The sequence below is a fragment of the Citrobacter sp. MGH104 genome (assembly GCF_001034485.1).
Lineage (GTDB): Bacteria > Pseudomonadota > Gammaproteobacteria > Enterobacterales > Enterobacteriaceae > Citrobacter > Citrobacter freundii.
The window spans coordinates 2726626-2753454 of the sequence record NZ_KQ089818.1; the positions used below are offsets into that span (position 1 = coordinate 2726626).

General features: G+C 52.4%; 24 protein-coding genes, 1 other RNA gene and 1 pseudogene. 19 read left to right on the top strand and 7 right to left on the bottom strand.

What is annotated here, in order from left to right; translation table 11 throughout:
• Nucleotides 1–313: 313 nt before the first annotated feature.
• Together ampG and SK34_RS12785 are read right to left on the bottom strand one after the other, a co-directional pair.
• A complete protein-coding gene (gene ampG, locus SK34_RS12780) occupies nucleotides 314–1789 on the bottom strand; it encodes a muropeptide MFS transporter AmpG (protein WP_016149701.1) in 1476 nt (491 codons plus the stop codon).
• 44 nt (nucleotides 1790–1833) lie between these two features.
• Nucleotides 1834–2412, bottom strand: coding sequence for a lipoprotein (locus SK34_RS12785; protein WP_003021617.1), 579 nt, complete (start codon nucleotides 2410–2412; stop codon nucleotides 1834–1836).
• A gap of 305 nt (nucleotides 2413–2717) precedes the next feature.
• Here SK34_RS12785 and bolA point away from each other — a divergent pair, with 305 nt between their 5' ends.
• From bolA to fadM, 9 genes are all read left to right on the top strand, one after another.
• Nucleotides 2718–3035, top strand: coding sequence for a transcriptional regulator BolA (bolA, locus tag SK34_RS12790; protein ID WP_003021619.1), 318 nt, complete (start codon nucleotides 2718–2720; stop codon nucleotides 3033–3035).
• A gap of 343 nt (nucleotides 3036–3378) precedes the next feature.
• The gene (gene tig, locus SK34_RS12795) at nucleotides 3379–4677 is read left to right on the top strand and encodes a trigger factor (RefSeq protein WP_003021622.1); all 1299 of its coding nucleotides are present in this window, start codon (nucleotides 3379–3381) and stop codon (nucleotides 4675–4677) included.
• 247 nt (nucleotides 4678–4924) lie between these two features.
• Entirely contained in the window at nucleotides 4925–5548 is a 624-nt protein-coding gene (gene clpP, locus SK34_RS12800; protein WP_003021624.1) for an ATP-dependent Clp endopeptidase proteolytic subunit ClpP, read from the top strand.
• A 126-nt stretch (nucleotides 5549–5674) separates the two neighbouring features.
• Nucleotides 5675–6949 carry an ATP-dependent protease ATP-binding subunit ClpX gene (gene clpX / locus SK34_RS12805; RefSeq protein ID WP_003831013.1) on the top strand — a complete coding sequence of 425 codons (1275 nt, stop codon included), beginning with the start codon at nucleotides 5675–5677 and terminating at the stop codon, nucleotides 6947–6949.
• A gap of 184 nt (nucleotides 6950–7133) precedes the next feature.
• The gene (gene lon / locus SK34_RS12810; RefSeq protein ID WP_003021627.1) at nucleotides 7134–9488 is read left to right on the top strand and encodes an endopeptidase La; all 2355 of its coding nucleotides are present in this window, start codon (nucleotides 7134–7136) and stop codon (nucleotides 9486–9488) included.
• Nucleotides 9489–9678: 190 nt separating this feature from the next.
• On the top strand, nucleotides 9679–9969 hold the full coding sequence (gene hupB / locus SK34_RS12815) for a nucleoid-associated protein HU-beta (protein ID WP_219352570.1): 291 nt from the start codon (nucleotides 9679–9681) through the stop codon (nucleotides 9967–9969).
• Between the two features lie 267 nt (nucleotides 9970–10236).
• The gene (gene ppiD, locus SK34_RS12820; RefSeq protein WP_016149702.1) at nucleotides 10237–12111 is read left to right on the top strand and encodes a peptidylprolyl isomerase; all 1875 of its coding nucleotides are present in this window, start codon (nucleotides 10237–10239) and stop codon (nucleotides 12109–12111) included.
• 146 nt (nucleotides 12112–12257) lie between these two features.
• Nucleotides 12258–12632, top strand: a complete 375-nt coding sequence (locus SK34_RS12825; RefSeq protein WP_003835951.1) for a helix-hairpin-helix domain-containing protein — start codon at nucleotides 12258–12260, stop codon at nucleotides 12630–12632.
• Between the two features lie 102 nt (nucleotides 12633–12734).
• On the top strand, nucleotides 12735–13133 hold the full coding sequence (fadM, locus tag SK34_RS12830) for a long-chain acyl-CoA thioesterase FadM (protein ID WP_003021636.1): 399 nt from the start codon (nucleotides 12735–12737) through the stop codon (nucleotides 13131–13133).
• Between the two features lie 117 nt (nucleotides 13134–13250).
• Here fadM and queC read toward each other — a convergent pair whose 3' ends face one another.
• Together queC and SK34_RS12840 are read right to left on the bottom strand one after the other, a co-directional pair.
• A complete protein-coding gene (gene queC / locus SK34_RS12835) occupies nucleotides 13251–13946 on the bottom strand; it encodes a 7-cyano-7-deazaguanine synthase QueC (protein ID WP_003835948.1) in 696 nt (231 codons plus the stop codon).
• Nucleotides 13947–14011: 65 nt separating this feature from the next.
• Nucleotides 14012–15712 carry an SgrR family transcriptional regulator gene (locus SK34_RS12840; protein ID WP_032936972.1) on the bottom strand — a complete coding sequence of 567 codons (1701 nt, stop codon included), beginning with the start codon at nucleotides 15710–15712 and terminating at the stop codon, nucleotides 14012–14014.
• A 100-nt stretch (nucleotides 15713–15812) separates the two neighbouring features.
• Between SK34_RS12840 and cof the strand changes: the two genes are divergently transcribed.
• Nucleotides 15813–16631 carry an HMP-PP phosphatase gene (gene cof / locus SK34_RS12845; RefSeq protein WP_003021643.1) on the top strand — a complete coding sequence of 273 codons (819 nt, stop codon included), beginning with the start codon at nucleotides 15813–15815 and terminating at the stop codon, nucleotides 16629–16631.
• A 50-nt stretch (nucleotides 16632–16681) separates the two neighbouring features.
• On the opposite strand, the gene SK34_RS12850 is transcribed toward cof, so the two are convergent.
• On the bottom strand, nucleotides 16682–17737 hold the full coding sequence (locus SK34_RS12850) for a PLP-dependent cysteine synthase family protein (RefSeq protein WP_016149704.1): 1056 nt from the start codon (nucleotides 17735–17737) through the stop codon (nucleotides 16682–16684).
• Nucleotides 17738–17853: 116 nt separating this feature from the next.
• Between SK34_RS12850 and SK34_RS12855 the strand changes: the two genes are divergently transcribed.
• The 5 genes from SK34_RS12855 (at nucleotide 17854) to amtB (ending at nucleotide 23813) form a co-directional block, all read left to right on the top strand.
• A complete protein-coding gene (locus SK34_RS12855) occupies nucleotides 17854–18312 on the top strand; it encodes an Lrp/AsnC family transcriptional regulator (protein WP_003021649.1) in 459 nt (152 codons plus the stop codon).
• Nucleotides 18313–18356: 44 nt separating this feature from the next.
• Complete coding sequence (locus tag SK34_RS12860; protein WP_003835940.1) at nucleotides 18357–20129, top strand: SmdA family multidrug ABC transporter permease/ATP-binding protein; 1773 nt, start codon at nucleotides 18357–18359, stop codon at nucleotides 20127–20129.
• A complete protein-coding gene (locus tag SK34_RS12865; protein WP_003847566.1) occupies nucleotides 20122–21900 on the top strand; it encodes a SmdB family multidrug efflux ABC transporter permease/ATP-binding protein in 1779 nt (592 codons plus the stop codon). Before SK34_RS12860 ends, SK34_RS12865 begins: the two co-directional genes overlap by 8 nt.
• Nucleotides 21901–22156: 256 nt before the next feature.
• Nucleotides 22157–22495, top strand: coding sequence for a P-II family nitrogen regulator (gene glnK, locus SK34_RS12870; RefSeq protein ID WP_003021657.1), 339 nt, complete (start codon nucleotides 22157–22159; stop codon nucleotides 22493–22495).
• A 31-nt stretch (nucleotides 22496–22526) separates the two neighbouring features.
• Nucleotides 22527–23813 (top strand): ammonium transporter AmtB, encoded by a 1287-nt coding sequence (gene amtB, locus SK34_RS12875; RefSeq protein WP_003835936.1) that lies wholly within the window; start codon nucleotides 22527–22529, stop codon nucleotides 23811–23813.
• A 50-nt stretch (nucleotides 23814–23863) separates the two neighbouring features.
• Here amtB and tesB read toward each other — a convergent pair whose 3' ends face one another.
• The gene (gene tesB / locus SK34_RS12880; protein ID WP_003835934.1) at nucleotides 23864–24724 is read right to left on the bottom strand and encodes an acyl-CoA thioesterase II; all 861 of its coding nucleotides are present in this window, start codon (nucleotides 24722–24724) and stop codon (nucleotides 23864–23866) included.
• A 212-nt stretch (nucleotides 24725–24936) separates the two neighbouring features.
• Between tesB and SK34_RS12885 the strand changes: the two genes are divergently transcribed.
• Nucleotides 24937–25506 carry a YbaY family lipoprotein gene (locus SK34_RS12885; RefSeq protein ID WP_003021666.1) on the top strand — a complete coding sequence of 190 codons (570 nt, stop codon included), beginning with the start codon at nucleotides 24937–24939 and terminating at the stop codon, nucleotides 25504–25506.
• Between the two features lie 31 nt (nucleotides 25507–25537).
• Here the strand turns inward: SK34_RS12885 and SK34_RS12890 are convergent.
• Nucleotides 25538–25927: pseudogene (locus tag SK34_RS12890) on the bottom strand (MGMT family protein).
• Between the two features lie 84 nt (nucleotides 25928–26011).
• Here SK34_RS12890 and ffs point away from each other — a divergent pair.
• The 3 genes from ffs (at nucleotide 26012) to SK34_RS12900 (ending at nucleotide 26773) form a co-directional block, all read left to right on the top strand.
• An RNA gene (gene ffs / locus SK34_RS23845) (signal recognition particle sRNA small type) lies at nucleotides 26012–26108 on the top strand.
• A gap of 198 nt (nucleotides 26109–26306) precedes the next feature.
• Entirely contained in the window at nucleotides 26307–26558 is a 252-nt protein-coding gene (locus SK34_RS12895; protein ID WP_003021699.1) for a hypothetical protein, read from the top strand.
• On the top strand, nucleotides 26555–26773 hold the full coding sequence (locus tag SK34_RS12900; protein WP_003021701.1) for a hypothetical protein: 219 nt from the start codon (nucleotides 26555–26557) through the stop codon (nucleotides 26771–26773). Before SK34_RS12895 ends, SK34_RS12900 begins: the two co-directional genes overlap by 4 nt.
• Nucleotides 26774–26829: the final 56 nt, after the last annotated feature.

A 26829-nucleotide genomic window follows, 5' to 3' on the forward strand; every position in this document is an offset into this window, starting at 1 on the left:
ACTTTAAGAACCTGTTGCAACATCACGTTATAACGAAAGCAGGCAGGTGGGGGACAGGCTGAGGGCAATTGGTATAACCAATACGAAAATAAAACAATTGTTTAACAATTAATTATCAATAAAAAGACAATTTGGGAACAAAAAATAAATCTGTAGTGGCTGAATCGAGTAAGGAAAATAAAATATATAAAAGGCGTCAATAATTTCCAAATTCTTTGGCGCACAAAATAACAAATATTATTTTTATCAATTGTTGTTTATTTAGCCGTTATAATTACGCAAGGTGATTACAACGGCTTATTAATACGGTTTTTTACGCCAGACGGTTTTTGCGCAGAGCCAGATAATCCAGCAATCCGCCAAAAATCACCCCGCAGACCGCGACCGCCACCGAGACTTCAAGCAGTTCCGGCAGGAAGGAGAAGTTGGTGTAATCCAGCGCATTCATGGTTAACAGCAGCAGCCAAGCCAGCAGCAGGCAGCAGCCTACTACCAACGTCATTAATGCCAGACTGTACGCTCCACGAAATTCCGTACGCGGAATAAAGCTTTCATTTTGCCAGCTATGTTCCAGGGTCTGGCGACATACCAGCAGCAGTATGAGGCCGGGGATCGCGGCAAACACGGAGAACAGATAAAACGTCGGCCAGCCGTGTGCTTCGACAAACCAACCTGCTACCGGGCCAACATAAACGCGACCAACGGCTGAAAGCGCGGAGAGCAGGGCGAACTGGGTCGCTGAGAAGGACTTATTGCACAGCGTCATTAATAAAGCGACAAACGCCGCTGTGCCCATTCCGCCACACAGGTTTTCAAAGAAGACGGCAGCCGCCATACTGAACATGTGTTTGTCAGTGATGGACAATAGCCAGTAGCCTGCATTTGACGCCCCTTGCAGGATGCCAAATATCAGCAATGCGCGGAACAGCGAAAGGCGCTGCATCAGGATCCCGCCGTACAATGCACCAACGATGGTTGCCAGAAGCCCGAGCGTTTTATTCACCACACCAACTTCACCTGCGTCAAATCCAACGCCGCGGATCAAAAAGGTGGTGGTCAGGCTCATGGCGAAGGCATCCCCGAGCTTATACAGCACAATAAGCAGCAGGATAAGCCAGGCGTTGTTACGACCAAAGAAGTCGCGCAGCGGAGCCGCAACCGCCTGTTCCAGCGTTTTAGGTACCGGAATGGTATCAGTCGGTTCAGGTGCTAACAGGGTGGCGATGATACAAGGAATCAACAGCGCTGCCATCAGCCAGTACATCCCTTGCCAGCCCAGCCAGCGATCGGCCATCCACAGGGCCAGTCCGCCTGAAACCAGCATCCCTAATCGATAGCCCAGCACGCTGATAGCCGCGCCGGTGCCGCGCTCTTCTGCGGGCAACACGTCGGTTTTCCAGGCATCAAAGACGATATCCTGCGAGGCCGAGCAAAAAGCGATCACCACTGCGAGTGCGGCCATCCAGCGTAACTGTGTGCCAGGCTCCAGAAAGCCCATCGCGGCGATAGAAATTAACAACAGCACCTGGGTCGCCAGCAGCCAGCCGCGACGTCGACCTAAAAACGGTGGCGTGTAACGGTCCATCAACGGGGACCAGAGAAACTTAAATACGTAGGCCTGACCTACCAGGGAAAAGAAACCGATGGTTTTAAGATCGATATTCTCGACCGTCATCCACGCCTGAAGCGTACCGGAGGTGAGTGCGAGCGGTAAACCGGAGGCGAACCCCAGAATAAGCAGGATAGCTGAGCGTGGTTGCTGAAAAATACGTAAGTAATGACTGGACATGGGCTTCTATAGGCCCGACGAACGCCGGGCCATATGGGCAGAAATTAACGAGCGTTCTGCTTGATGAAATCGTGAACGCTGGTGTCCTGAGACATATCAGCGATGGTGTCGGTCAGCACGCTGTTAACGGCGTCAGCGATATTTTTGTTAGAGGCCTGCAGTGCGCCTTCAACAGAATAGCTTGCGCGGTAGTTTTTGGTCATCTTGTTGCCGTTAGCAGCGGTCGCAATGATGGCGATATCTGCTTTGGTGGCAATGTTATAGCGCACGCTACCCTGAGACACGTCAGCGTACAGCTGGCTAACAATGATTTGCAGGTTTACAGCGCCGTTTGGTCCAATCATATAACCGCGTGCGGTCATCTGTTTTTCCAGTACTTCTTGCAGCAGGAAGCGCAGATCGCGGGACGCAGTCAGCGTAACCAGTTGGTTGTCGCGGGTGACTTTTGCCAGCGCTTGATCTTGACGCTGGTCGGCACCGTTGATGCTAACGGTCACGCCCATCAGGCTTGGATCCTGCTGTGGCAGGGTAATTTTCGGGGAGACTTCAATAGTGGTCGGCGGCGTTGCGCATCCAGCTAACATGAACATCGCGACTAACGGGAAGAGGATTTTTTTAAACATGCCAGGGCTCTCAGCGAATCTAAATTGTATGGTTGGAGAAAATTCCCGCCATCATAACATCGCCAACGATGAGGGGAAGTGGGTAACGCATGTAAATTCATTGTGTTGTCCGTTTTATGGCTTTGTGGAGACCATAAACGGACTTTTTGCAATAAATCGAAGTGAGGATTCAGTGAACTTCATCCGTTTGGCTGAGAAAATCAGACAAGCGCTAATTTTTTGTTGCTAAGGTGTAATGAAAACGGTAAAAGCGGCTAGTATTTAAAGGGATGGGTGACATCTCAGCGTTGTCGGAGGAAAATTTCATGATGATTCGTGAGCAAATAGAAGAAAAATTAAGGGCAGCGTTCGAACCCGTGTTCCTCGAAGTTGTGGATGAAAGCTATCGTCACAATGTCCCGGCTGGTTCTGAAAGCCACTTTAAGGTTGTGCTGGTTAGCGATCGCTTTACAGGTGAACGTTTTCTTAATCGTCATCGGATGATTTACAGCACGTTAACGGCGGAGCTTTCCACAACCGTTCATGCTCTTGCCCTGCATACCTACACCATTAAGGAGTGGGAAGCGTTGCAGGATACGATTTTTGCATCGCCTCCGTGTCGTGGGGCGGGAAGCATCGCGTAAAACGGATTTGCAACAACCGACGCTTTTCCAGTATGTTGCTACAGATTATGTGAAAACGGCCTGCGGGCCGTTTTGTTTTGTCTGAATTCTGGGGCAGTCGTACAGTATTCAGACAAAAATTAGCCGGGAATTGTGAAAAAAGCCGCAGCAACGCGCGATAACCGTTCTCGACTCATAAAAGTGATGCCGCTATAATGCGCGTCTTATTTTTCGGAATGTCTTCGGGATGATTCTGACGACAGGGAATGTGATTGCTTATGAGAACATCCCAGTTCCGCGAAGCCAACAACCTGTGCTTGCGGAGAAGAGTTGACCGAGCACTGTGATTTTTTGAGGTAACAAGATGCAAGTTTCAGTTGAAACCACTCAAGGCCTTGGCCGCCGTGTAACGATTACTATCGCTGCTGACAGCATCGAGACCGCTGTGAAAAGCGAGCTGGTCAACGTAGCGAAGAAAGTGCGTATTGACGGTTTCCGCAAAGGAAAAGTACCGATGAATGTTGTTGCTCAGCGTTATGGCGCATCTGTTCGCCAGGACGTTCTGGGCGACCTGATGAGCCGCAACTTCGTTGACGCGATCATCAAAGAAAAAATCAATCCGGCTGGCGCACCGAACTACGTTCCGGGCGAATACAAACTGGGTGAAGATTTTACTTACGCGGTAGAGTTCGAAGTTTACCCGGAAGTTGAGCTGACTGGTCTGGAAGCAATTGAAGTTGAAAAACCGGTTGTTGAAGTCACCGACGCTGACGTTGACGTGATGCTGGATACCCTGCGTAAGCAGCAGGCTACCTGGAAAGACAAAGACGGCGCTGCTGATGCAGAAGACCGTGTAACCATCGACTTCACCGGTTCTGTAGACGGCGAAGAGTTCGAAGGCGGCAAAGCGTCTGACTTCGTACTGGCGATGGGTCAGGGTCGTATGATCCCGGGCTTTGAAGAAGGCGTTAAAGGCCACAAAGCTGGCGAAGAGTTCACTATCGACGTGACTTTCCCGGAAGAGTACCACGCTGAAAACCTGAAAGGTAAAGCCGCTAAGTTCGTTATCAACCTGAAGAAAGTTGAAGAACGCGAACTGCCGGAACTGACTGAAGAATTCATCAAACGTTTCGGCGTTGAAGATGGTTCCGTAGCAGGTCTGCGCGCTGAAGTACGCAAAAACATGGAACGCGAGCTGAAAGGCGCTGTGCGTAACCGCGTTAAGTCTCAGGCGATCGAAGGTCTGGTAAAAGCTAACGACATCGACGTTCCGGCTGCGCTGATCGACAGCGAAATCGACGTTCTGCGTCGTCAGGCTGCACAGCGTTTCGGCGGCAACGAGAAACAAGCTCTGGAACTGCCGCGTGAACTGTTCGAAGAACAGGCTAAGCGTCGCGTAGTTGTTGGTCTGCTGCTGGGCGAAGTGATTCGCACCAACGAACTGAAAGCTGACGAAGATCGCGTTAAAGGCCTGATCGAAGAGATGGCTTCTGCTTACGAAGATCCGAAAGAAGTGGTTGAGTTCTACAGCAAAAATAAAGAGCTGATGGACAACATGCGTAACGTCGCTCTGGAAGAGCAGGCTGTTGAAGCCGTTCTGGCGAAAGCGAAAGTGACTGAAAAAGCCACTTCCTTCAACGAGCTGATGAACCAGCAGGCGTAATTCGTCGCTTTTTTAGCTCGAATTTCGTACGCAAGCCCGTCACCTTTTGGTGGCGGGTTTTTTTTTGTCACGCATTTTGCATGGGAAGAGTGCGAAAACAGCGTTTCAGTGTTAGCGTTACAACAAAAGATTGTTATGCTTGAATTATGGCGATGTCGTACCCATTACTGAGGGACTAGCTGATAATCCGTCCATAAGGTTACAATCAGCACAGCAGGTTTTTTCAAATTTTATCCAGGAGACGGAAATGTCATACAGCGGCGAACGAGATAACTTTGCACCCCATATGGCGCTGGTGCCGATGGTCATTGAACAGACCTCACGTGGTGAGCGATCTTTTGATATCTATTCTCGTCTACTTAAGGAACGCGTCATTTTTCTGACCGGCCAGGTCGAAGACCATATGGCCAACCTGATCGTGGCGCAGATGCTGTTCCTGGAAGCAGAAAACCCAGAAAAAGATATCTACCTGTACATCAACTCCCCTGGTGGAGTGATCACTGCCGGGATGTCTATCTATGACACCATGCAGTTTATTAAGCCGGACGTCAGCACCATTTGTATGGGCCAGGCGGCCTCAATGGGGGCGTTCCTGCTGACCGCCGGGGCGAAAGGCAAACGTTTTTGCCTGCCTAACTCTCGCGTCATGATCCACCAGCCTCTGGGCGGTTACCAGGGCCAGGCAACGGATATTGAAATTCATGCCCGTGAAATCCTGAAGGTAAAAGGGCGCATGAACGAACTTATGGCGCATCATACGGGTCAATCTCTTGAGCAGATTGAACGTGATACCGAGCGCGATCGCTTCCTCTCCGCTTCTGAAGCGGTAGAGTACGGTCTGGTCGACTCGATTTTGACCCATCGTAATTAATGCCCAGTGCGCAGGTGTGCCGCTATAATTACCTGGAGCGGCACAACGCTGACTAGCGTCTTGCGCCTGAGAATGGCATTTGCGTCGTCGTGTGCGGCACAAAGAACAAAGAAGAGGTTTTGACCCATGACAGATAAACGCAAAGATGGCTCGGGCAAATTGTTGTACTGCTCTTTTTGCGGCAAAAGCCAGCATGAAGTGCGTAAGCTGATTGCCGGTCCATCCGTGTATATCTGCGACGAATGTGTTGATTTATGTAACGACATCATTCGCGAAGAGATTAAGGAAGTAGCACCGCACCGTGAACGCAGTGCGCTGCCGACGCCACATGAAATTCGCAACCACCTGGACGATTACGTTATCGGTCAGGAGCAGGCGAAGAAAGTGCTGGCGGTCGCGGTATACAACCATTACAAACGTCTGCGCAACGGCGACACCAGCAATGGGGTTGAGTTGGGCAAAAGTAACATCCTGCTGATTGGTCCGACGGGTTCCGGTAAAACGCTGCTGGCTGAAACGCTGGCGCGCCTGCTGGACGTTCCGTTCACTATGGCCGACGCCACCACGCTGACCGAAGCCGGTTATGTGGGTGAAGATGTTGAAAATATTATTCAGAAACTGTTGCAGAAGTGCGATTACGACGTGCAGAAAGCACAGCGTGGGATCGTCTATATCGATGAAATCGACAAGATTTCTCGTAAGTCTGACAACCCGTCCATTACCCGTGACGTTTCCGGCGAAGGCGTACAGCAGGCGCTGTTGAAACTGATCGAAGGTACGGTTGCCGCCGTTCCGCCGCAGGGTGGTCGTAAACATCCTCAGCAGGAATTCCTGCAGGTTGATACCTCCAAGATCCTGTTTATCTGCGGTGGTGCATTTGCCGGTCTGGATAAAGTGATTGCTAACCGTGTTGAAACTGGCTCCGGCATTGGTTTTGGCGCAACGGTAAAAGCGCAGTCTGATAAAGCCAGCGAAGGTGAACTGCTGTCGCAGGTCGAACCGGAAGATCTGATCAAATTTGGTCTGATCCCTGAGTTCATCGGTCGTCTGCCGGTTGTGGCAACCCTGAGCGAACTGAGTGAAGAAGCGCTGATTCAGATCCTCAAAGAGCCGAAAAATGCCCTGACCAAGCAGTACCAGGCGTTGTTCAATCTTGAAGGTGTTGATCTGGAGTTCCGTGAGGAAGCGCTGGATGCGATCGCCAAGAAAGCGATGGCGCGTAAAACCGGTGCCCGTGGTCTGCGTTCTATCGTCGAAGCCGCGCTGCTCGACACCATGTACGATCTGCCTTCTATGGAAGACGTCGAAAAAGTGGTGATCGACGAGTCGGTGATTGGCGGCCAGAGCAAGCCATTGCTGATTTACGGTAAGCCGGAAGCACAGCAGGCATCTGGCGAATAATTCATCAATTCATACAGACATTTAATTAAAAAGGGGGGATTTTATCTCCCCTTTTATTTTTCCGTAAACATGGCGTTGAATGTGTGGGAAACATCCCCATATACTGACATACATGTTAAAGGTGGTGTGAAGCACAGTCGTACCACCTGATTACCTGGCGGAAACTAAACTAAGAGAGAGCTCTATGAATCCTGAGCGTTCTGAACGCATTGAAATCCCCGTATTGCCGTTGCGCGATGTGGTGGTTTATCCGCACATGGTCATACCCTTATTTGTAGGGCGGGAAAAATCTATCCGTTGTCTGGAAGCGGCTATGGACCATGATAAAAAAATCATGCTGGTCGCACAGAAAGAAGCGTCAACGGATGAGCCGGGTGTAAACGATCTTTTCACCGTCGGGACCGTGGCCTCTATTTTGCAGATGCTGAAACTGCCTGACGGCACCGTAAAAGTGCTGGTCGAGGGGTTACAGCGCGCGCGTATTTCAGCGCTGTCTGACAACGGCGAGCATTTCTCTGCGAAAGCAGAGTACCTTGACTCGCCTGCTATTGATGAGCGCGAACAGGAAGTGCTGGTGCGTACTGCTATCAGCCAGTTCGAAGGTTACATCAAGCTGAACAAGAAAATCCCACCAGAAGTGCTGACGTCGCTGAACAGCATCGACGATCCTGCACGTCTGGCGGACACCATCGCTGCGCACATGCCGCTGAAGCTGGCTGACAAACAGTCCGTGCTGGAGATGTCCGACGTTAACGAACGTCTGGAATATCTGATGGCGATGATGGAGTCTGAAATCGATCTGCTGCAGGTTGAGAAACGCATTCGCAACCGCGTGAAAAAGCAGATGGAAAAATCCCAGCGTGAGTACTATCTGAACGAGCAGATGAAAGCTATTCAGAAAGAGCTCGGCGAGATGGACGATGCGCCGGACGAAAACGAAGCGCTGAAGCGTAAGATCGACGCGGCGAAAATGCCGAAAGAGGCAAAAGAGAAAGCGGAAGCGGAACTGCAGAAGCTGAAAATGATGTCTCCGATGTCGGCGGAAGCGACCGTAGTGCGTGGCTACATCGACTGGATGGTTCAGGTACCGTGGAATGCGCGTAGCAAGGTCAAAAAAGACCTGCGTCAGGCGCAGGAAATCCTCGATACCGACCATTACGGTCTGGAACGCGTCAAAGATCGTATCCTTGAGTATCTCGCGGTCCAAAGCCGTGTGAATAAAATCAAGGGGCCGATCCTGTGTCTGGTTGGGCCGCCGGGGGTAGGTAAAACTTCTCTGGGGCAGTCCATCGCCAAGGCGACCGGGCGTAAATACATCCGTATGGCGCTGGGCGGCGTGCGTGATGAGGCTGAAATTCGCGGTCACCGCCGGACCTATATCGGTTCTATGCCGGGTAAACTGATCCAGAAAATGGCTAAAGTGGGTGTTAAAAACCCGCTGTTCCTGCTTGATGAGATCGACAAAATGTCTTCCGACATGCGTGGCGATCCGGCTTCCGCACTGCTTGAGGTGCTGGATCCAGAGCAGAACGTGGCGTTCAGCGATCACTACCTGGAAGTGGACTACGATCTCAGCGACGTGATGTTCGTTGCGACCTCTAACTCCATGAATATTCCGGCGCCGTTGCTGGATCGTATGGAAGTGATCCGTCTGTCCGGTTATACCGAAGACGAGAAGCTGAATATTGCAAAACGTCACCTGTTGCCGAAACAGATTGAGCGTAACGCGCTGAAAAAAGGTGAGCTGACGGTCGACGATAGCGCCATTGTAGGCATTATTCGTTACTACACCCGTGAAGCGGGCGTGCGTAGTCTGGAGCGCGAAATCTCCAAACTGTGCCGTAAAGCGGTGAAACAGCTGTTGCTCGACAAGTCGCTGAAACATATCGAGATCAATGGCGATAATCTGCACGACTATCTGGGCGTACAGCGCTTTGATTATGGCCGCGCGGACAACGAAAACCGCGTTGGTCAGGTAACCGGCCTGGCGTGGACGGAAGTGGGCGGCGATCTGTTGACCATCGAAACCGCCTGCGTACCGGGTAAAGGTAAACTGACCTACACCGGTTCTCTGGGTGAAGTCATGCAGGAATCTATTCAGGCTGCACTGACCGTGGTACGTGCGCGTGCGGAAAAACTGGGTATTAATCCGGACTTTTACGAAAAACGCGACATTCACGTTCACGTACCTGAAGGAGCGACGCCGAAAGATGGCCCAAGTGCGGGTATTGCCATGTGTACCGCGCTGGTTTCTTGTCTTACCGGTAACCCGGTTCGCGCCGACGTGGCGATGACCGGCGAGATCACCCTGCGTGGTCAGGTTCTGCCAATCGGTGGTTTGAAAGAAAAACTGCTGGCGGCACACCGTGGCGGTATTAAAACGGTCTTAATTCCTGATGAGAACAAACGTGACCTGGAAGAGATTCCGGATAACGTAATTGCCGATCTGGACATCCATCCGGTGAAACGCATTGAGGAAGTTCTGGCTCTTGCGTTGCAAAATGAACCCTCTGGAATGCAGGTTGTGACGGCAAAATAGTGACCTCGCGCAAAGAGCATTAATAAAAACAGGGCTGGCAGGCCATTTCGGGCTTGCCAGCCTTTTTTTGTATAGCTAATTTAGATGACGGATTAGGCTTGCCATCATTAACGGGTGTTGTAAGGGCATGGCAGGCCTGATATAACTGCTGCGCGGTCGCACTTTGAAGGATTCAGGTGCGATATAAATTATAAAGAGGAAGAGAAGAGTGAATAAATCTCAACTGATCGACAAAATTGCTGCAGGGGCTGATATCTCTAAAGCTGCGGCTGGACGTGCGTTAGATGCAATTATTGCTTCTGTTACCGAATCTCTGAAAGAAGGTGATGACGTAGCGCTGGTAGGTTTTGGTACTTTTGCCGTTAAAGAGCGTGCTGCCCGTACTGGTCGCAACCCGCAAACAGGTAAAGAGATCACCATTGCCGCGGCTAAAGTACCGGGCTTCCGTGCAGGTAAAGCACTGAAAGACGCGGTAAACTAAGTGATTTCCCCTTTGGGGATGTGACGAAGTACAAGGGCGCATCGACTGATGTGCCTTTTTTATTTGTAATTCCGGTACTTTCTACGTGTTGTGGGCTGACAATTACCCCTGTTTCTTGTCACAATAGGCCTTTGTGCGCAGCGTTCAGGAAACGCTATGCTGCGTGAAGCATATATACTCAAAATCCTTGCCGCCGTTGTTGTGTCAACGCGCAGGCGGCTTTAGAGATAACGCGTATAGTCATCTACAGCGGAGTGTGGTTACACCATGATGGACAGCTTACGCACGGCTGCTAACAGTCTCGTGCTCAAGATTATTTTCGGTATCATTATCGTGTCGTTCATTTTGACCGGCGTGAGTGGTTACCTGATTGGCGGGGGCAATAACTTCGCCGCCAAAGTGAATGGCCAGGAGATCAGCCGCGGGCAGTTCGAGAATGCGTTCAACAGCGAACGTAACCGCATGCAGCAACAGCTGGGCGATCAATACTCCGAGCTGGCCGCGAACGAAGGTTACATGAAAACGCTGCGTCAGCAGGTGCTGAATCGTCTTGTTGACGAAGCGCTGCTGGATCAGTATTCCCGCGAGCTTAAGCTCAACATCAGCGACGATCAGATTAAACAGGCTATTTTTGCCACGCCTGCTTTCCAGGTCGACGGTAAATTTGATAACAACCGCTATAACGCAATTGTTAATCAGATGGGCATGACCGCAGACCAGTACGCTCAGGCATTACGTAATCAGCTTACTACCCAGCAGCTGATTAACGGCGTTGCCGGTACGGACTTTATGCTGAAAGGCGAAACGGACGAACTGGCGGCGCTGGTCGCACAGCAACGGATCGTGCGCGAGGCGACGATTGACGTTAACGCACTGGCCGCGAAGCAGTCTGTTACCGAGCAGGAAGTTGCCAGCTACTACGAGCAGAATAAAAACAACTTTATGACGCCGGAACAGTTCCGCGTGAGCTACATCAAGCTGGATGCTGCTGCTATGCAGGAGACGGCCAGCGATGCTGATATTCAGTCTTACTATGACCAGCATCAGGATCAGTTCACTCAGCCGCAGCGTAACCGCTATAGCATCATTCAGACCAAAACTGAAGATGAAGCCAAAGCGGTACTGGACGAGCTGAATAAAGGCGGTGACTTTGCTGCGCTGGCGAAAGAAAAATCTGCCGATATCATCTCTGCCCGTAAAGGCGGCGATATGGGATGGCTGGAAGATTCAACCACCCCGGATGAGCTGAAAAATGCCGGTCTGAAAGAAAAAGGCCAACTGTCTGGCGTAATTAAGTCTTCCGTTGGTTTCCTCGTTGCGCGTCTTGACGACGTACAGCCTGCACAGGTTAAACCGCTGAGCGAAGCCCGTGACGACATTGCGGCAAAAGTGAAGCAGGAAAAAGCGCTGGATGCCTACTATGCGCTGCAACAGAAAGTCAGCGATGCGGCCAGCAACGATAACGAATCTCTGGCGGGTGCAGAGCAGGCAGCAGGTATGAAAGCGGTTGAAACGGGCTGGTTTAGCCGTGACAGCCTGCCGGAAGAACTGAATTTCAAACCAGTCGCTGACATCATTTTCAATGGTGGTCTGGTTGGCGAGAACGGTACACCTGGCAGTAACTCCGATATCATCACCGTGGATGGCGATCGCGCGTTCGTGCTGCGTATTGCAGAGCACAAAGCTGAAGCCGTGAAGCCACTGGCTGAAGTGAAAGAGCAGGTAACTGCGCTCGTTAAGCACAATAAAGCAGAGCAGCAGGCGAAGCTTGATGCCGATAAACTGCTGGCGGATTTGAAAGCCGGTAAAGGTGATGAAGCGATGAAAGCTGCGGGTCTGAGCTTTGGCGAGGCAAAAACGCTGAGCCGTACGGGTCAGGATCCGTTGAGCCAGGCTGCCTTTGGTCTGAGCCTGCCAGCGAAAGACAAGCCGAGCTACGGCGTAGCGAACGACATGCAGGGTAACGTTGTTCTGTTGGCGCTGGACGAGGTGAAAGCCGGTTCTATGCCTGAAGCGCAGAAGAAAGCGATGGTTCAGGGGATCACTCAGAACAACGCGCAGATTGTCTTCGAAGCGCTGATGAGCAACCTGCGTAAAGCCGCAAAAATTAAAATCGGTGATGCACTGGAACAGCAGCAATAACCGAGGCAGTTCGCAAAAAATTGCAAAAAGTTGTATCTACCAAAGGCCGCTTTCGCGGCCTTTTCCATTTCTGATATTTGCTATTTGTCTGCCGTTCTGCACCTCGCTATCGTGATTCCACTGTTAACAAACAAGGAGAAAACAGTATGAAACATGGAATCAAAGCCCTGCTTATCACTCTTTCATTGACCTGCGCTGGTATGGCCCAAACTGCATTGGCGGCTGAGCCTGTCGCCAAAAGCCAGGCGACTCAAACCAAAGCGGAAAACTCAGGGGCGGCACAAAGCAAAGCCACACTGCCCGCTAAAGCAAGCGACGATGAAGGCACCAGGGTAAGCATCAACAGCGCTTCTGCGGAGGATTTAGCGCGAGTCATGAATGGCGTCGGTCTGAAGAAAGCGCAGGCGATTGTGAGCTATCGTGAGGAGTACGGACCGTTTAAAACGGTGGAGGACTTAAAGCAGGTGCCGGGTATGGGCAGTTCGCTGGTGGAGCGTAATTTGGCATTTTTAACACTTTAATAACTTGCACAGCGCTGAAAATTTGCCAGACTAGAGAGGTCATACCAGTTATGACCTCACTACCCTGAATATATTCTTATAAAAACGTAAGGTTCCTGCGCTATGCAAACACAAATCAAAGTCCGTGGTTTTCATCTTGATGTCTATCAGCACGTCAACAACGCCCGCTATCTCGAGTTTTTGGAAGAAGCCCGCTGGGATGGTCTGGAAAACAGCGACAGCTTTCAATGGATGACTGCACACAACATCGCTTTTGTGGTCGTGAATATAAATATTAACTACCGTCGTCCAGCGGTGCTAAGCGACCTGCTGACCATCACTAGTCAGGTGCAACAGCTAAATGGCAAAAGCGGGGTGTTAAACCAGACAATTACTCTGGAGCCGGAAGGGCAGGTAGTGGCCGACGCGTTGATTACCTTCGTCTGTATTGATTTGAAAACGCAAAAAGCGCTGCCGCTGGAAGGGGAGTTACGCGAAAAACTGGAGCAGATGGTGCAGTAGCTCAACGTTGCCTGATGGCGCTTCGCTTATCAGGCCTACGGGCGATATTGTGTACGATGAATGCTGTCGGTAGGCCGGATAAGGCGTTTACGCCGCCATCCGGCACTATTCGCTCAATTATTTCAGGCCGGTTTTCTGCTTCATTGCCGCCATCACTCCCGGTTTATCCGCCAGATAATGGTTCAGGCCGTTGGCACGCAGATTACACGCCGCACAGTGACCGCAACCGTCACCTTTGATGCCGTTATAGCAAGTTAGTGTTTCTTCGCGTACCAGGTCCAGCTTGCCCCAGTAATCAGCCAGCGCCCAGGTTTCGGCTTTATCGATCCACATCAGTGGGGTTTCAAAGCGAATATCTTTCGCCATCCCCAGGCTTACGGCATGGTTCAGGGCTTTGACGAACTCATCGCGACAGTCCGGGTATCCAGAGAAATCCGTTTCACAAACGCCGGTAATGACTGCCTCTGCCTGCACCTGGTACGCGTAAATCGCTGCCAGCGTTAAGAACAGAATATTGCGTCCTGGCACAAAGGTATTGGGAATGCCGTTCGCATCCGGTTCGTAATCGGGTACCGGAATATTATCGCGGGTCAGGCTGCTGACAGCCAGTTCACTGAGCAGCGTGACATCAAGCACTTTGTGCGCGCGTGCGCCAAGTTTTAAGGCCAGGTCACGTGCGACATCAATCTCAGCGCGATGGCGCTGACCATAATCAAAGGTCACGCAGTGCACTTCATCATACTGATGCAGCGCTTGCGCCAGACAAGTCGTGGAGTCCTGACCTCCACTGAATACAACAACGGCACGTTTCATGGCTTTTCCTGACAAAATAACGAAGCCCTTATGGTAGCGCCTGGGCGTGTCGCCGACCAGCTTCTTCACGCTGAAGGAGGTGGCAACCAGGCTTCGGTAAATTCGAACCAGCCACGAGGATTCAGGCGTACGCCGTTCACCCCTGGTGGCGCGCTGATGCGATAGTGATAATTGAACAGTGGCGTCAGGGTAGCGTCATGCATTAGCGTGGCGAAAACTTGTTGTAAAGCCGCGTGGCGATCGTCCTCATCGGCCTGGATTTGTAGGGCATCCAGGGTCGTTTGCAAATGTGTGTATGCTGGCGCATTCAATACATGTGACCAGAGCTGATCGCAGCGCAACCACTGTTCGAGAGTATATTCAGGTGCTTCACCAATCAGCCTGTCGCCCATCATCAGGTCGGCCTGGGCTAGGGGATGATTGCCATCCCAGTTTTTAGCATTATGAAAAATAAGCGTTAATTCACAGCCGAGCAGAGCCAACGCATGGCAAAGCTGTTCAGCCATAGCGTGAAGTTCTACCGGCAGATGATAAGCCAGCGTCAGCTTTTCCGGTAATGCTACCTCGTCGAGTTCATCCCATTGCGGGATACTCCATCCGGGCAGCAGTGCATTGCTTGGCGTGATCAGATTTTCATCCACTTCAAGCGTTTGTAGCAGGGAAGAACGGTGGATAATATCGACCAGTCGACGAGCCTGCTGCGTATTCAGGCGCGCGCTTTTTCTGAGTGTGAGATAGCAAAAACCAAGGCTGATGCCGCTGCTTACCTGGCTTAGCATAGGTAACTCTTCGGGTTTACCAATCGCAATTTGCACCGGATGGCGGCAGCTGGTGCCCAAATCCTGGGAGAAGAGCTGCGGGGTTATCCAGTATTCAATGGCTTTTAGCAGCGGATGACTCAGATGGTAGTGATCATGACTCTCGATACGCACCAGCTCAGGAGTAAACAGTGTCAACCGGAACGGGCCGGTACCCACAAACGGGTGCTCAGGATGCGCCAGGTGACTGCTGTAGCTCGCCAGACGGTGTGCCAGCCAGAAGTCGGGACGATGCAGAATAAAGGTCAGACACTGGGGATGCGTCACCTCAATGCGCTTTACGCTGATAAATAGCTTATTCAGCGCAGGTAACTCTAACAGCTTCAGCAACTGTTGATGTAGCTGCGTGCTGCTTACCGTATCGCCGTTATGCCAATGCAGGGTGGAACGAATATAGAAATCCCAGCGCAGGCCGTCAGCGGAGATATTCCAGTGGTGGGCTAAGTCTCCACAGGGACGTTGCGTAGTGCTGTCAAATCGGGTCAGGCCAGAGAAAACTTGTCCAGCAAGGTGTTGCTCCGCGCGACCGGGGAGAAATCCAGGGTGCAAAGGGTCAAGCTGGCGATAATAGGGGATACGCAGGGTTGGCGTGTCGTTTTGCCATTGGCCGCCCATAAACGGTTGTAGCAACGTTCTTAATTCTCCCGGTGCTAACTGAGCGAGTTCCAGCACGCTAAGCTGTTCTCCCTTTTGCAGCGCCTGTTCCATCATGGTGTTGCGTAGGGAATCCGGCGTCACCAAAAAGCGTAATTGCCCGCGTTTCCCACGCCCAGACTGGGCGTGCCACTCCAGCCAGCCAGCATCCTGCGCTTGCTTCAGCAGGGTACGCACGTGGCGCTCACTGCAAAAACAGCGTTCGGCCAGTTCCCCGACGGTCACCGACTGCGGTTCGCCGTTCGAAGGCTGCCACAGGCGTTGGTACTGGTTCAGGCGATTCAACAATCTCATATAAACCCGGAACAATTCATTTTATCTATTCACTATTACTTCCGTATATCTCAGGTGATACTGAATCACAAGTTAACCGCGTCACAGTGTGGAGAAAGAAATGGCTCGTCTGGCTGCATTTGATATGGATGGCACCCTTTTGATGCCGAATCACCATTTAGGTGACGAAACGCTTTCAACGCTGGCGCGCCTGCGTGAACGCGATATCACCCTGACATTTGCCACTGGCCGCCATGTGCTGGAAATGCGCCACATTTTGGGTTCTATTTCATTGGACGCCTTTTTGATCACCGGTAACGGCACGCGCATTCACTCTCTTGAGGGCGATGTGTTGCACCGTCAGGATCTGGATCCGAATGTTGCGGATATCGTGTTACATCAGAAATGGGATACCACCGCCAGCATGCATGTCTTTAATGACAACGGTTGGTTTACCGGACAAGAGATCCCCTCGCTGCTACAGGCGCATGTGTATAGCGGATTTCGCTACCAGATCGTCGATGTGAAACGTATTCCGGCTCATCAGGTAACGAAGATCTGTTTCTGCGGCGATCATGAGTCTCTGATCCAGTTGCGCATTCAACTGAATGAAGCGCTGGGAGAACAGGCGAATCTCTGTTTCTCCGCGGTTGATTGCCTTGAGGTACTACCGCTGGGCTGTAACAAAGGATCCGCGCTGGCGGTATTGAGTGACCACTTAGGATATTCAATGTCCGAGTGTATGGCGTTTGGCGATGCTATGAACGATCGCGAAATGTTAGGCAGCGTTGGGCGCGGCCTGATTATGGGTAACGCAATGCCGCAACTGATGGCTGAACTGCCTCATTTATCGGTGATTGGACATTGCCGTAATCAGGCGGTGTCACACTTTTTGACGCATTGGCTGGACAATCCGCATCTACCTTATTCCCCCGAATGAGAGATCCCTTCCAGCAAGCCAGACTTCGCGTCTGGCTTTTTTTTGTCTGCTTAGTGTGTATTCAGCAACTGGGCAAGTTCCGCTTTCCACGGCGTTAAATCACCGATGTGTGCGTCAACCCATTGCGGGTTGTAGTAGGTTTCCAGATAGCGTTCACCGCTGTCGCAGAGCAGCGTCACCAGTGAACCGGTTTCTCCGGCATTGCGCATGCGCGCGGCAAGTTGCAGCGTTCCCCACATGTTGGTGCCGGTTGAGGCGCCGACTTTACGACCCAACTGCGTTTCCAGCCAGTGCGCGGTAGCCACGCTGGCGGCATCCGGCACGCGCAGCATTTCATCGACCACGTCAGGAATGAAAGAGGGTTCTACGCGCGGACGCCCGATACCTTCAATTTTGCTTCCTACCGGGCTGCGCAATGTCGCATCGCGATCCTGCCAGAAGGGCAGAAAAACCGAATTCTCCGGATCCACTACCATCAGGCGAGTATCGTAGCCCTGACAGCGGATATAGCGGCCAATGGTTGCTGAGGTGCCGCCGGTGCCAGCGCTCATCACGATATGGCGGGGAACGGGATTGGGCTCGCACTGCATCTGACGAAAGATGCTGTCGGCAATATTATTATTGCCACGCCAGTCGGTGGCGCGCTCAGCATAAGTGAACTGGTCCATGTAATGACCGTTCAGTTCACGCGCCAATTGTTCAGAGGCTGCGTAGATTTCGCAGGCGCTTTGCACGAAATGACAGCGACCGCCGTAAAATTCAATCTGTTCAACTTTACGTTTCGCCGTACAGGAAGGCATGACGGCAATAAACGGCAGCCCTAACAGTCGAGCGAAATAAGCCTCAGATACCGCCGTTGAACCGGACGATGATTCAATGATGGTGGTGCCTTCTTTGATCCAGCCATTGCACAATCCGTACAGAAACAGTGAGCGCGCCAGACGATGCTTCAGGCTCCCGGTCGGATGCGTGCTCTCATCTTTTAAATAGATCTGAATGCCCGGAAACGCCGGTAGCGACAGACGAATGAGATGTGTATCTGCAGAACGCTGATAATCCGCGTTGATTTCATTGATGGCGTTTTTAACCCAGGAGCTATTCATCATTAATAAATATCCATTTGTCATTTTGTGCCCAGAATAGCGAAAAGCACGGAAAAAATTGTTGCCATTTAGCCTTTAAAATAGAATGTAAGTAGAAAATTCTTCTCTGTGGAGTGGATATGCTAGACAAAATTGACCGTAAGCTGCTTGGCTTACTGCAACAGGACTGCACCCTTTCTTTGCAGGCGTTAGCAGATGCCGTTAATCTGACTACCACTCCCTGTTGGAAACGCCTCAAACGGCTCGAGGATGACGGTGTTCTGCTGGGCAGAGTCGCCTTGCTGGATCCGGAAAAACTGGGGCTGGGCTTAACCGCGTTTGTGCTGATCAAAACTCAGCATCACAGCAGCGAATGGTATTGCCGCTTTGTCACTGAAGTGACCGGAATGCCCGAGGTTCTGGGGTTCTGGCGTATGGCAGGGGAGTATGATTACCTGATGCGAGTGCAGGTCGCTGATATGAAAAGCTACGATGAATTTTATAAGCGCCTGGTGAACAGCGTACCGGGCCTGTCTGACGTCACCTCCAGCTTTGCCATGGAACAGATTAAATACACAACTGCTCTCCCTATTGAATAATTCTCCCGGCGCTTATTGCCGGAAATTTTGTCAGGACATAACGCGTGCGATTATTTGCTCAATTAAGCTGGTACTTCCGCCGGGAGTGGCGTCGCTACCTCGGGGCGGTGGCCCTGCTTATCATCATCGCTATCCTTCAGCTTATTCCGCCGAAAGTGGTGGGGATCATTGTGGATGGCGTAACGACACAACGCTTCACCACCGAGCGGCTGCTGATGTGGGTGGGAACCATTGCTCTGATCGCCGTGGTGGTTTATTTACTGCGCTATGTCTGGCGCGTGCTGCTGTTTGGCGCATCCTACCAACTGGCAGTTGAGCTGCGGGAAGATTATTACCGTCAGTTGAGTCGTCAGCATCCAGAGTTTTATCTGCGTCACCGCACGGGCGATCTGATGGCGCGTGCAACTAACGATGTTGACCGCGTGGTATTCGCCGCCGGGGAAGGCGTACTGACGCTGGTAGATTCGCTGGTCATGGGATGTGCGGTGCTGATCGTGATGTCAACGCAGATAAGCTGGCAACTTACGTTGATTGCGCTGCTGCCGATGCCGGTGATGGCGATAATGATCAAACGTTACGGTGATCGACTCCATAACCGCTTTAAGCTGGCGCAGGCGGCGTTTTCCAGCCTCAACGATCGTACTCAGGAAAGCCTGACCAGTATTCGTATGATCAAGGCCTTTGGTCTGGAGGATCGGCAGTCGGCATTATTTGCCGCTGATGCTGAAGATACAGGTAAGAAAAACCTGCGCGTGGCGCGCATTGACGCTCGCTTTGATCCCACGATTTATATCGCCATTGGGATGGCTAACCTGCTGGCGATTGCCGGGGGAAGCTGGATGGTGGTGCACGGTTCGCTGACGCTCGGCCAGCTCACCAGCTTTATGATGTATCTCGGTCTGATGATTTGGCCGATGCTGGCGCTGGCATGGATGTTTAACATCGTCGAGCGTGGCAGCGCCGCGTATAGCCGAATTCGCGCCATGCTGGCAGAAGCGCCGGTAGTGGATGACGGTACTGAACTGGTGCCGGAAGGACGCGGCGAGCTGGCGGTGGCGATTCGCGAATTTTGTTACCCACAAACCACCCACCCGGCGCTGGAAAATGTGAATTTTCGGCTTAAACCAGGGCAGATGCTGGGCATCTGTGGCCCAACCGGCGCGGGGAAAAGTACGGTGCTGTCGCTGATCCAACGTCATTTTGATATCACCGAGGGCGATGTGCGCTTTCATGATATCCCGTTAACGCGCTTGCAGCTGGATAGCTGGCGTAGCCGTCTGGCAGTGGTCAGCCAGACACCTTTCTTGTTCTCGGATACGGTCGGCAATAACATCGCCTTAGGACGCCCGCAGGCCACCCAGGCAGAGATCGAGCATGTGGCGCGCCTTGCCAGCGTTCATGAAGATATTCTACGTCTTCCTCAGGGCTATGACACCGAAGTGGGCGAACGTGGGGTGATGCTGTCTGGTGGACAAAAACAGCGTATTTCTATCGCCCGAGCGCTACTGCTGAATGCTGAAATCCTGATTCTGGATGATGCGTTATCGGCGGTAGATGGTCGTACCGAGCATCAGATCCTGCATAACCTGCGTCAGTGGGGCGAAGGCAGAACCGTGATTATCAGCGCCCACCGTTTATCGGCTCTGACGGAAGCCAACGAGATTATCGTGATGCAGCATGGGCATATTGCCCAGCGCGGTGAGCATGAATCTTTAGTGCAACAGCCCGGCTGGTATCGCGATATGTACCGCTATCAGCAACTGGAAGCGGCACTGTCTGATGCGCCAGAAATAAACGAGGAGGCGGCTAATGCGTAGTTTTGGGCAACTATGGCCGACCCTGAAAAGATTGCTGGCGTATGGTTCACCATGGCGAAAACAGTTGGTGATTGCGGTAGTTATGCTGTGGGTGGCGGCTGCGGCGGAAGTCAGCGGTCCGCTGTTGATTAGCTATTTTATCGATAACATGGTGGCGAAGAACAATCTGCCGTTGGCGATGGTTGTCGGGCTGGTTGCGGCCTATGTCGGTCTGCAACTGCTGGCGGCAGGCCTGCATTACGCGCAGTCGTTGTTGTTTAACCAGGCGGCGGTTGGCGTCGTACAACAGTTACGCACTGACGTAATGGACGCTGCGCTGCGCCAGCCGCTCAGCGCCTTTGATACTCAGCCCGTCGGGCAGCTTATCTCACGTGTGACCAATGACACCGAAGTTATTCGCGACCTGTACGTGACGGTGGTCGCAACGGTTCTGCGCAGCGCGGCCTTAATCGGTGCCATGCTGGTGGCGATGTTCAGCCTCGAGTGGCGTATGGCGCTGGTGGCGATGGCCATTTTCCCGGCGGTGATGGTGGTGATGGTGATTTATCAACGCTACAGCACCCCGATTGTGCGTCGGGTGCGCGCTTATCTGGCGGATATTAACGATGGCTTTAACGAAGTCATCAACGGCATGAGCGTTATCCAGCAGTTCCGCCAGCAGGCGCGATTTGGCGAGAGAATGGGGGAGGCCAGCCGCTCGCACTATATGGCGCGTATGCAAACCCTGCGACTGGATGGCTTTTTGCTGCGCCCGCTGCTGAGCCTTTTCTCGGCGCTGATCCTCTGCGGTTTGCTGATGTTGTTCAGCTTTACCTCTGGCAGCTCCATTGAGGTTGGCGTGCTGTACGCGTTTATCAGCTACCTCGGCCGTTTGAACGAACCGCTGATCGAGCTGACCACCCAGCAATCCATGCTGCAGCAGGCGGTTGTCGCCGGCGAGCGAGTGTTCGAACTGATGGACGGGCCTCGTCAGCGCTATGGTGACGATGATCGACCGCTGAAGAGCGGGGACATTGAGGTGGATAACGTTTCATTTGCCTATCGTGACGACAATCTGGTGCTGCAAAACATCAGTCTGTCCGTGCCTTCGCGCAGCTTTGTAGCCTTGGTCGGACACACCGGTAGCGGCAAAAGTACGCTGGCCAGTCTGCTGATGGGTTACTACCCGTTGACGCAGGGCGAAATCCGCCTTGACGGACGTCCGCTGTCTTCTCTGAGCCACAGTGCGTTACGTCAGGGCATCGCGATGGTGCAGCAGGATCCGGTGGTGATGGCGGATACCTTCCTGGCAAACGTCACGCTGGGTCGTGATATCTCAGAAGAGCGGGTATGGCAGGCTCTGGAGACTGTGCAACTGGCAGCACTGGCGCGGGGGCTGAGCGAGGGGATCCATACCCGGCTGGGCGAGCAGGGCAATAATCTCTCCGTTGGGCAGAAACAGCTGCTGGCGCTGGCGCGGGTATTGGTGGAAACGCCGCAGGTACTGATCCTTGATGAAGCCACGGCCAGTATTGATTCCGGTACTGAACAGGCCATTCAGCACGCGCTGGCGGCGGTACGTGAACACACCACGCTGGTGGTGATTGCACATCGGTTATCGACAATTGTCGATGCGGATACCATTCTGGTGCTGCATCGCGGGCAGGCGGTTGAGCGTGGTACGCACCAGCAACTACTGGCGGCGCAGGGCCGTTACTGGCAGATGTATCAGCTGCAACTGGCGGGTGAAGAGCTGGCGGCCAGCGCACATGAGGATTCGGTTATCGCCTGATGGCGCTGCGCTTATCAGGCCTACGGTCAACGCGGTTTTGTAGGCCGGATAAGGCGTTTACGCCGCCATCCGGCAATCAACAATCTGGTGCAAAAATGTAACGCACTATGCACCGTCATAGTGCGTTTTTTCTTTTTCTCCCCCAGCAATACCCTGCAAGCCTGAATTATTCCGCGTTTTTCATTCCTGGCACACCCCTTGCAATATTCCTCTCGTGTATCTGCAGCCACTACTGAATTCTGACTGGAGGGGATCTATGAAGCTGGTTACCGTGGTAATCAAACCGTTCAAACTGGAAGACGTCCGTGAAGCACTGTCGTCTATTGGTATTCAGGGGCTGACCGTCACCGAAGTGAAGGGCTTTGGCCGACAGAAAGGTCATGCTGAGCTGTACCGTGGGGCTGAATATAGCGTCAATTTTCTGCCAAAGGTGAAGATTGATGTGGCGATTGCCGACGACCAACTGGATGGCGTGATTGATGTCATCAGTAAAGCGGCATACACCGGAAAAATTGGCGACGGCAAAATCTTCGTCGCCGAGCTGCAACGTGTGATTCGTATTCGTACCGGCGAAGCCGACGAAGCCGCACTGTAACTTCTGGCACACAGTGATAGGAAACCAAAAAATGAAGATAGCAACGATGAAAACAGGTATTGCTTCACTGGCGCTACTGCCGGGACTGGCAATGGCGGCACCGGCGGTTGCGGATAAAGCAGATAACGCTTTTATGATGATCTGTACCGCGCTGGTGCTGTTTATGACTATCCCTGGCATTGCGTTGTTCTACGGCGGTTTGATTCGCGGTAAGAACGTGCTGTCGATGCTGACTCAGGTGACGGTGACATTCGCTCTGGTTTGTATTCTATGGGTGGTTTATGGCTACTCACTGGCATTTGGCGAAGGGAATAATTTCTTCGGCAACTTCAACTGGGTATTGCTGAAGAACATCGCGCTGACGGCGGTCACGGGGAGCTTCTACCAGTACATTCACGTTGCTTTTCAGGGTTCTTTCGCCTGCATCACCGTTGGGCTGATTGTTGGGGCGCTGGCTGAACGTATTCGCTTCTCTGCGGTGCTGATTTTTGTAGTGGTATGGTTAACGTTGTCGTATATACCGATTGCCCATATGGTCTGGGGCGGCGGCTTGCTGGCTTCCCACGGTGCGTTGGATTTTGCCGGCGGAACAGTCGTGCATATCAACGCGGCGATTGCCGGTCTGGTTGGGGCGTATCTGATTGGCAAACGCGTCGGTTTTGGCAAAGAAGCCTTTAAACCGCATAACCTGCCGATGGTCTTCACCGGTACCGCTATTCTCTATATTGGTTGGTTTGGCTTTAACGCCGGTTCAGCGGGAACGGCGAATGAGATTGCTGCACTGGCCTTCGTCAATACCGTGGTCGCCACCGCCGCAGCCATCCTCGGATGGATCTTCGGTGAATGGGCGCTGCGTGGCAAACCGTCTCTGCTGGGCGCGTGTTCTGGCGCTATTGCGGGTCTGGTGGGGGTAACACCGGCATGTGGCTATATTGGTGTCGGCGGCGCGTTGATTATTGGTGTCGTTGCGGGACTGGCTGGCCTGTGGGGTGTGACCATCCTGAAGCGTATTCTGCGCGTGGACGATCCGTGTGATGTGTTTGGCGTGCACGGCGTGTGCGGCATTGTCGGCTGCATCCTGACCGGGGTGTTCGCTGCCAGCTCTCTGGGCGGCGTGGGCTTTGCCGAGGGCGTGACCATGGGGCATCAGCTGCTGGTGCAACTGGAAAGCGTGGCGATTACCATCGTCTGGTCCGGTGTGGTGGCTTTCATTGGCTATAAGCTGGCGGATATGACGGTGGGTCTGCGTGTACCGGAAGAGCAGGAACGCGAAGGTCTGGATGTGAACAGCCACGGCGAGAACGCTTACAACGCTTGATGTTTCAATCTGCCGGATGGCAACGCTTTTGCGCCGCCATCCGGTAATTCTCAATTACGATTACGCATTACCCCTTCCTGCACGGTAGAGGCGACCAGCACGCCGTCCTGCGTATAAAACTCCCCGCGTACAAAACCCCGGGCACCGGAGGCCGAAGTACTCTCGACGTTATACAACAACCACTCATTGATATTGAACGGACGATGGAACCACATGGAGTGGTCAATGGTGGCGATCTGAATCCCTTTTTCCAGGAAACCAATTCCGTACGGCTGCAGCGCAACAGGCAGGAAGTTCAGGTCTGAAGCATAACCCAGCAGATATTGATGGACGCGCAGATCGTCCTGCAGCTCGCCATTTGCGCGGATCCAAACCTGGCGCGCCGGAGGTGCGACGTGACCTTTTAAGGGGTTATGAAATTCAACCGGACGCACTTCCAATGGACGATCGTTGATAAATTTTTCTTTCAACAGCGGCGGCAGCAAATGCGCCACTGAGCGGGCAATTTCTGTTTCTGATTTAAGCTCATCGGGACTCGGCGCATCCGGCATGGTTTTCTGATGTTCAAATCCGTCTTCCGGCGCCTGGAAAGAGGCTGTCATGTAAAAAATAGGTTTACCATTCTGGATTGCGGCAACGCGGCGTGCGCTGAAGCTGTTACCATCACGCAGGACTTCTACATCATAGATGATGGGCTTTTGGCTATCGCCGGGGCGTAAAAAGTAGCTGTGAAAGGAATGGACCAGACGCTCTTCTGGTACGGTTTCCTTTGCGGCATACAGCGCCTGACCGACAACCTGTCCCCCAAAAACCTGACGTAACCCTAAGTCTTCACTTTGGCCCCGAAAGAGTCCTTCTTCAATTTTTTCCAGATTTAACAATGTCAGCAAATTTTTCAGCGCCAGACTCATACGTGCTCTCCAGGTTATATCGTTCTCGCAGCGAGGTAGGCAGAGTATAACGCAATTTTGAAAGTGGTCCGATGGGTGCAATTGTCTGAATTAAAGGCCTATTACAGGCAAAAACAGCTATCTTGTGCCACACTTAGTCACGTTATGTTTTTGTTAACCACTCTTCTGGCGAGGAAAGTTCTCGCTGGTGCATAGATGAAAAGGAGAATTTAATGAAACTCGTGCACATGGTAAGTGGTTTAGCGGTTGCGGTCGCTCTGGCAGCTTGCGCCGATAAAAGCGCGGATATTCAGACACCTGCGCCAAGCCCTAATACGTCAATTGCTGACACACAGTCTAAAATTCAGCAGCCTAATGTCTCCGGTACAGTATGGATCCGCCAGAAAGTGGCCTTGCCACCTGATGCGGTGCTGACCGTAACGCTGTCAGATGCTTCACTGGCCGATGCGCCGTCAAAAGTGCTGTCGCAAAAAGCGGTCCGTACTGAAGGTAAACAAGCGCCATTCAGCTTTGTATTACCGTTTAACCCGGCTGATATTCAACCTAACGCCCGTATTCTGCTAAGTGCGGCAATTACGGTTAATGACAAACTGGTCTTCATTACTGATACCGTGCAGACGGTCATCAATCAGGGGGGGACAAAAGCTGACCTGACGCTGGTCCCTGTACAGCAAACGGCAGTACCGGTTCAGGCGAGCGGTGGGGCTGCCACCACGGTGCCGTCAACGTCACCAACCCAGGTGAATCCGTCTTCTGCCGTCCCTGCTCCCACACAGTACTAAGGCAGTCGTAACCCTCTCCGCCCAGAGAGGGTTAGTACACCCAGCGATAGCGCTGTAAATCGATCTGTCCGCTTCCTGAAACCACTACTCCTTCAGCCAGCAACGCCTGGCGCTGCCGTTGCAGGTCGGGGCCTGTCAGCGAAATGGCACCATGACGATTAACCACCCGATGCCAGGGCAAAGTGCTGCCTTCGGGGAGACGCTTAAGCACGCCGCCTACCTGGCGCGCAGCACGCGGCGAACCGGCAAGCCTGGCAACATCGCCATAGGTGGTGACGAAACCTTCGGGGATTGACGCGACGATTTGCCAGACGCGTTGGGGGAAAGTGTCTTGTATATCCATCATTTATTCCTGCGCTAATCCTCCAGCATAATGCTGAACGGCGAAGGAGTGAAGCCGCATTGCACAAGAAAACAGCATCCGATGCTGGATGGGTTGCAATTACAGGGTGCAGCAGTGATAATGCGCCTGCGCGTTGGTTAACAACGCTCTCAATGGGGGCTCTGTTGGTTCTCCCGCAACACTACTCTGTTTACCAGGTCAGGTCCGGAAGGAAGCAGCCAAGGCAGATGACGTGTGTGCCGGGATGTAGCTGGCAGGGCCCCCACCCAATTCTGCCGTCCGGCAATTTTCCTTCTGTTTATCTTCTTTTCTTTGTCATCGTATTGTCATTTTAATGTCATCAAATGCTGTCAATGTGTTTCGGGGATGTTATTTGATGCTTTTGCCGCCGCCATCGCACTGTAACGACAGGGTCTTACATTCGGTGTGTTTTGGCTGACCACAAGGATTTTCTACGATGTCGACCGCTGTATTGAATGTCAAAATTGATGAGGCGCTAAAAGAAAAGCTTCGCCATTACGCTGAAGTGCATAGTGAAAATTTAAGTATCGCGACGGAAAAACTACTGCTGATCGCGTTTTCCGCCGTTGAAGAGGCGGGAGTCTCCGCTGAGGATATCGATAGCCAGCATACGGAAGAATCCGTGGTTGAAGCACTGACTCCTAAAGAAATCAAAGCATTGCGAAGACTACTGAAGAAGAAAAAATGAAACAACAACCGCTCTCAACCGCCTGTAATTATGGCGAAGCCTGTGAAATGCTGCGTTCCGGTTATGTGAAACATGTTCGTCTGAGCTGGAACGTCGGCAGCGATGAGTTCTTCCGTATTGCCTCCGACTGGTGTGATGCCGGGGCAAAAATTAAGAAAGACGGTGAGAATTTCGTGATTTCTCTGAAGGGGTTTCCGGTTCCTCCTCAGCGTTAATATTGCCGGGACATCCTCGTCCATCACGGCATTCAAGGACGAGTCCTTTGACTCGT

What these genes read in the sequence shown, in the direction of transcription:
- ampG (WP_016149701.1), bottom strand. Translation starts at nt 1,789, where the DNA reads ATGTCCAGTCATTACTTACGTATTTTTCAGCAACCACGCTCAGCTATC.
- SK34_RS12785 (WP_003021617.1), bottom strand. Translation starts at nt 2,412, where the DNA reads ATGTTTAAAAAAATCCTCTTCCCGTTAGTCGCGATGTTCATGTTAGCT.
- bolA (WP_003021619.1), top strand. Translation starts at nt 2,718, where the DNA reads ATGATGATTCGTGAGCAAATAGAAGAAAAATTAAGGGCAGCGTTCGAA.
- tig (WP_003021622.1), top strand. Translation starts at nt 3,379, where the DNA reads ATGCAAGTTTCAGTTGAAACCACTCAAGGCCTTGGCCGCCGTGTAACG.
- clpP (WP_003021624.1), top strand. Translation starts at nt 4,925, where the DNA reads ATGTCATACAGCGGCGAACGAGATAACTTTGCACCCCATATGGCGCTG.
- clpX (WP_003831013.1), top strand. Translation starts at nt 5,675, where the DNA reads ATGACAGATAAACGCAAAGATGGCTCGGGCAAATTGTTGTACTGCTCT.
- lon (WP_003021627.1), top strand. Translation starts at nt 7,134, where the DNA reads ATGAATCCTGAGCGTTCTGAACGCATTGAAATCCCCGTATTGCCGTTG.
- ppiD (WP_016149702.1), top strand. Translation starts at nt 10,237, where the DNA reads ATGATGGACAGCTTACGCACGGCTGCTAACAGTCTCGTGCTCAAGATT.
- SK34_RS12825 (WP_003835951.1), top strand. Translation starts at nt 12,258, where the DNA reads ATGAAACATGGAATCAAAGCCCTGCTTATCACTCTTTCATTGACCTGC.
- fadM (WP_003021636.1), top strand. Translation starts at nt 12,735, where the DNA reads ATGCAAACACAAATCAAAGTCCGTGGTTTTCATCTTGATGTCTATCAG.
- queC (WP_003835948.1), bottom strand. Translation starts at nt 13,946, where the DNA reads ATGAAACGTGCCGTTGTTGTATTCAGTGGAGGTCAGGACTCCACGACT.
- SK34_RS12840 (WP_032936972.1), bottom strand. Translation starts at nt 15,712, where the DNA reads ATGAGATTGTTGAATCGCCTGAACCAGTACCAACGCCTGTGGCAGCCT.
- cof (WP_003021643.1), top strand. Translation starts at nt 15,813, where the DNA reads ATGGCTCGTCTGGCTGCATTTGATATGGATGGCACCCTTTTGATGCCG.
- SK34_RS12850 (WP_016149704.1), bottom strand. Translation starts at nt 17,737, where the DNA reads ATGATGAATAGCTCCTGGGTTAAAAACGCCATCAATGAAATCAACGCG.
- SK34_RS12855 (WP_003021649.1), top strand. Translation starts at nt 17,854, where the DNA reads ATGCTAGACAAAATTGACCGTAAGCTGCTTGGCTTACTGCAACAGGAC.
- SK34_RS12865 (WP_003847566.1), top strand. Translation starts at nt 20,122, where the DNA reads ATGCGTAGTTTTGGGCAACTATGGCCGACCCTGAAAAGATTGCTGGCG.
- glnK (WP_003021657.1), top strand. Translation starts at nt 22,157, where the DNA reads ATGAAGCTGGTTACCGTGGTAATCAAACCGTTCAAACTGGAAGACGTC.
- amtB (WP_003835936.1), top strand. Translation starts at nt 22,527, where the DNA reads ATGAAGATAGCAACGATGAAAACAGGTATTGCTTCACTGGCGCTACTG.
- tesB (WP_003835934.1), bottom strand. Translation starts at nt 24,724, where the DNA reads ATGAGTCTGGCGCTGAAAAATTTGCTGACATTGTTAAATCTGGAAAAA.
- SK34_RS12885 (WP_003021666.1), top strand. Translation starts at nt 24,937, where the DNA reads ATGAAACTCGTGCACATGGTAAGTGGTTTAGCGGTTGCGGTCGCTCTG.
- SK34_RS12895 (WP_003021699.1), top strand. Translation starts at nt 26,307, where the DNA reads ATGTCGACCGCTGTATTGAATGTCAAAATTGATGAGGCGCTAAAAGAA.
- SK34_RS12900 (WP_003021701.1), top strand. Translation starts at nt 26,555, where the DNA reads ATGAAACAACAACCGCTCTCAACCGCCTGTAATTATGGCGAAGCCTGT.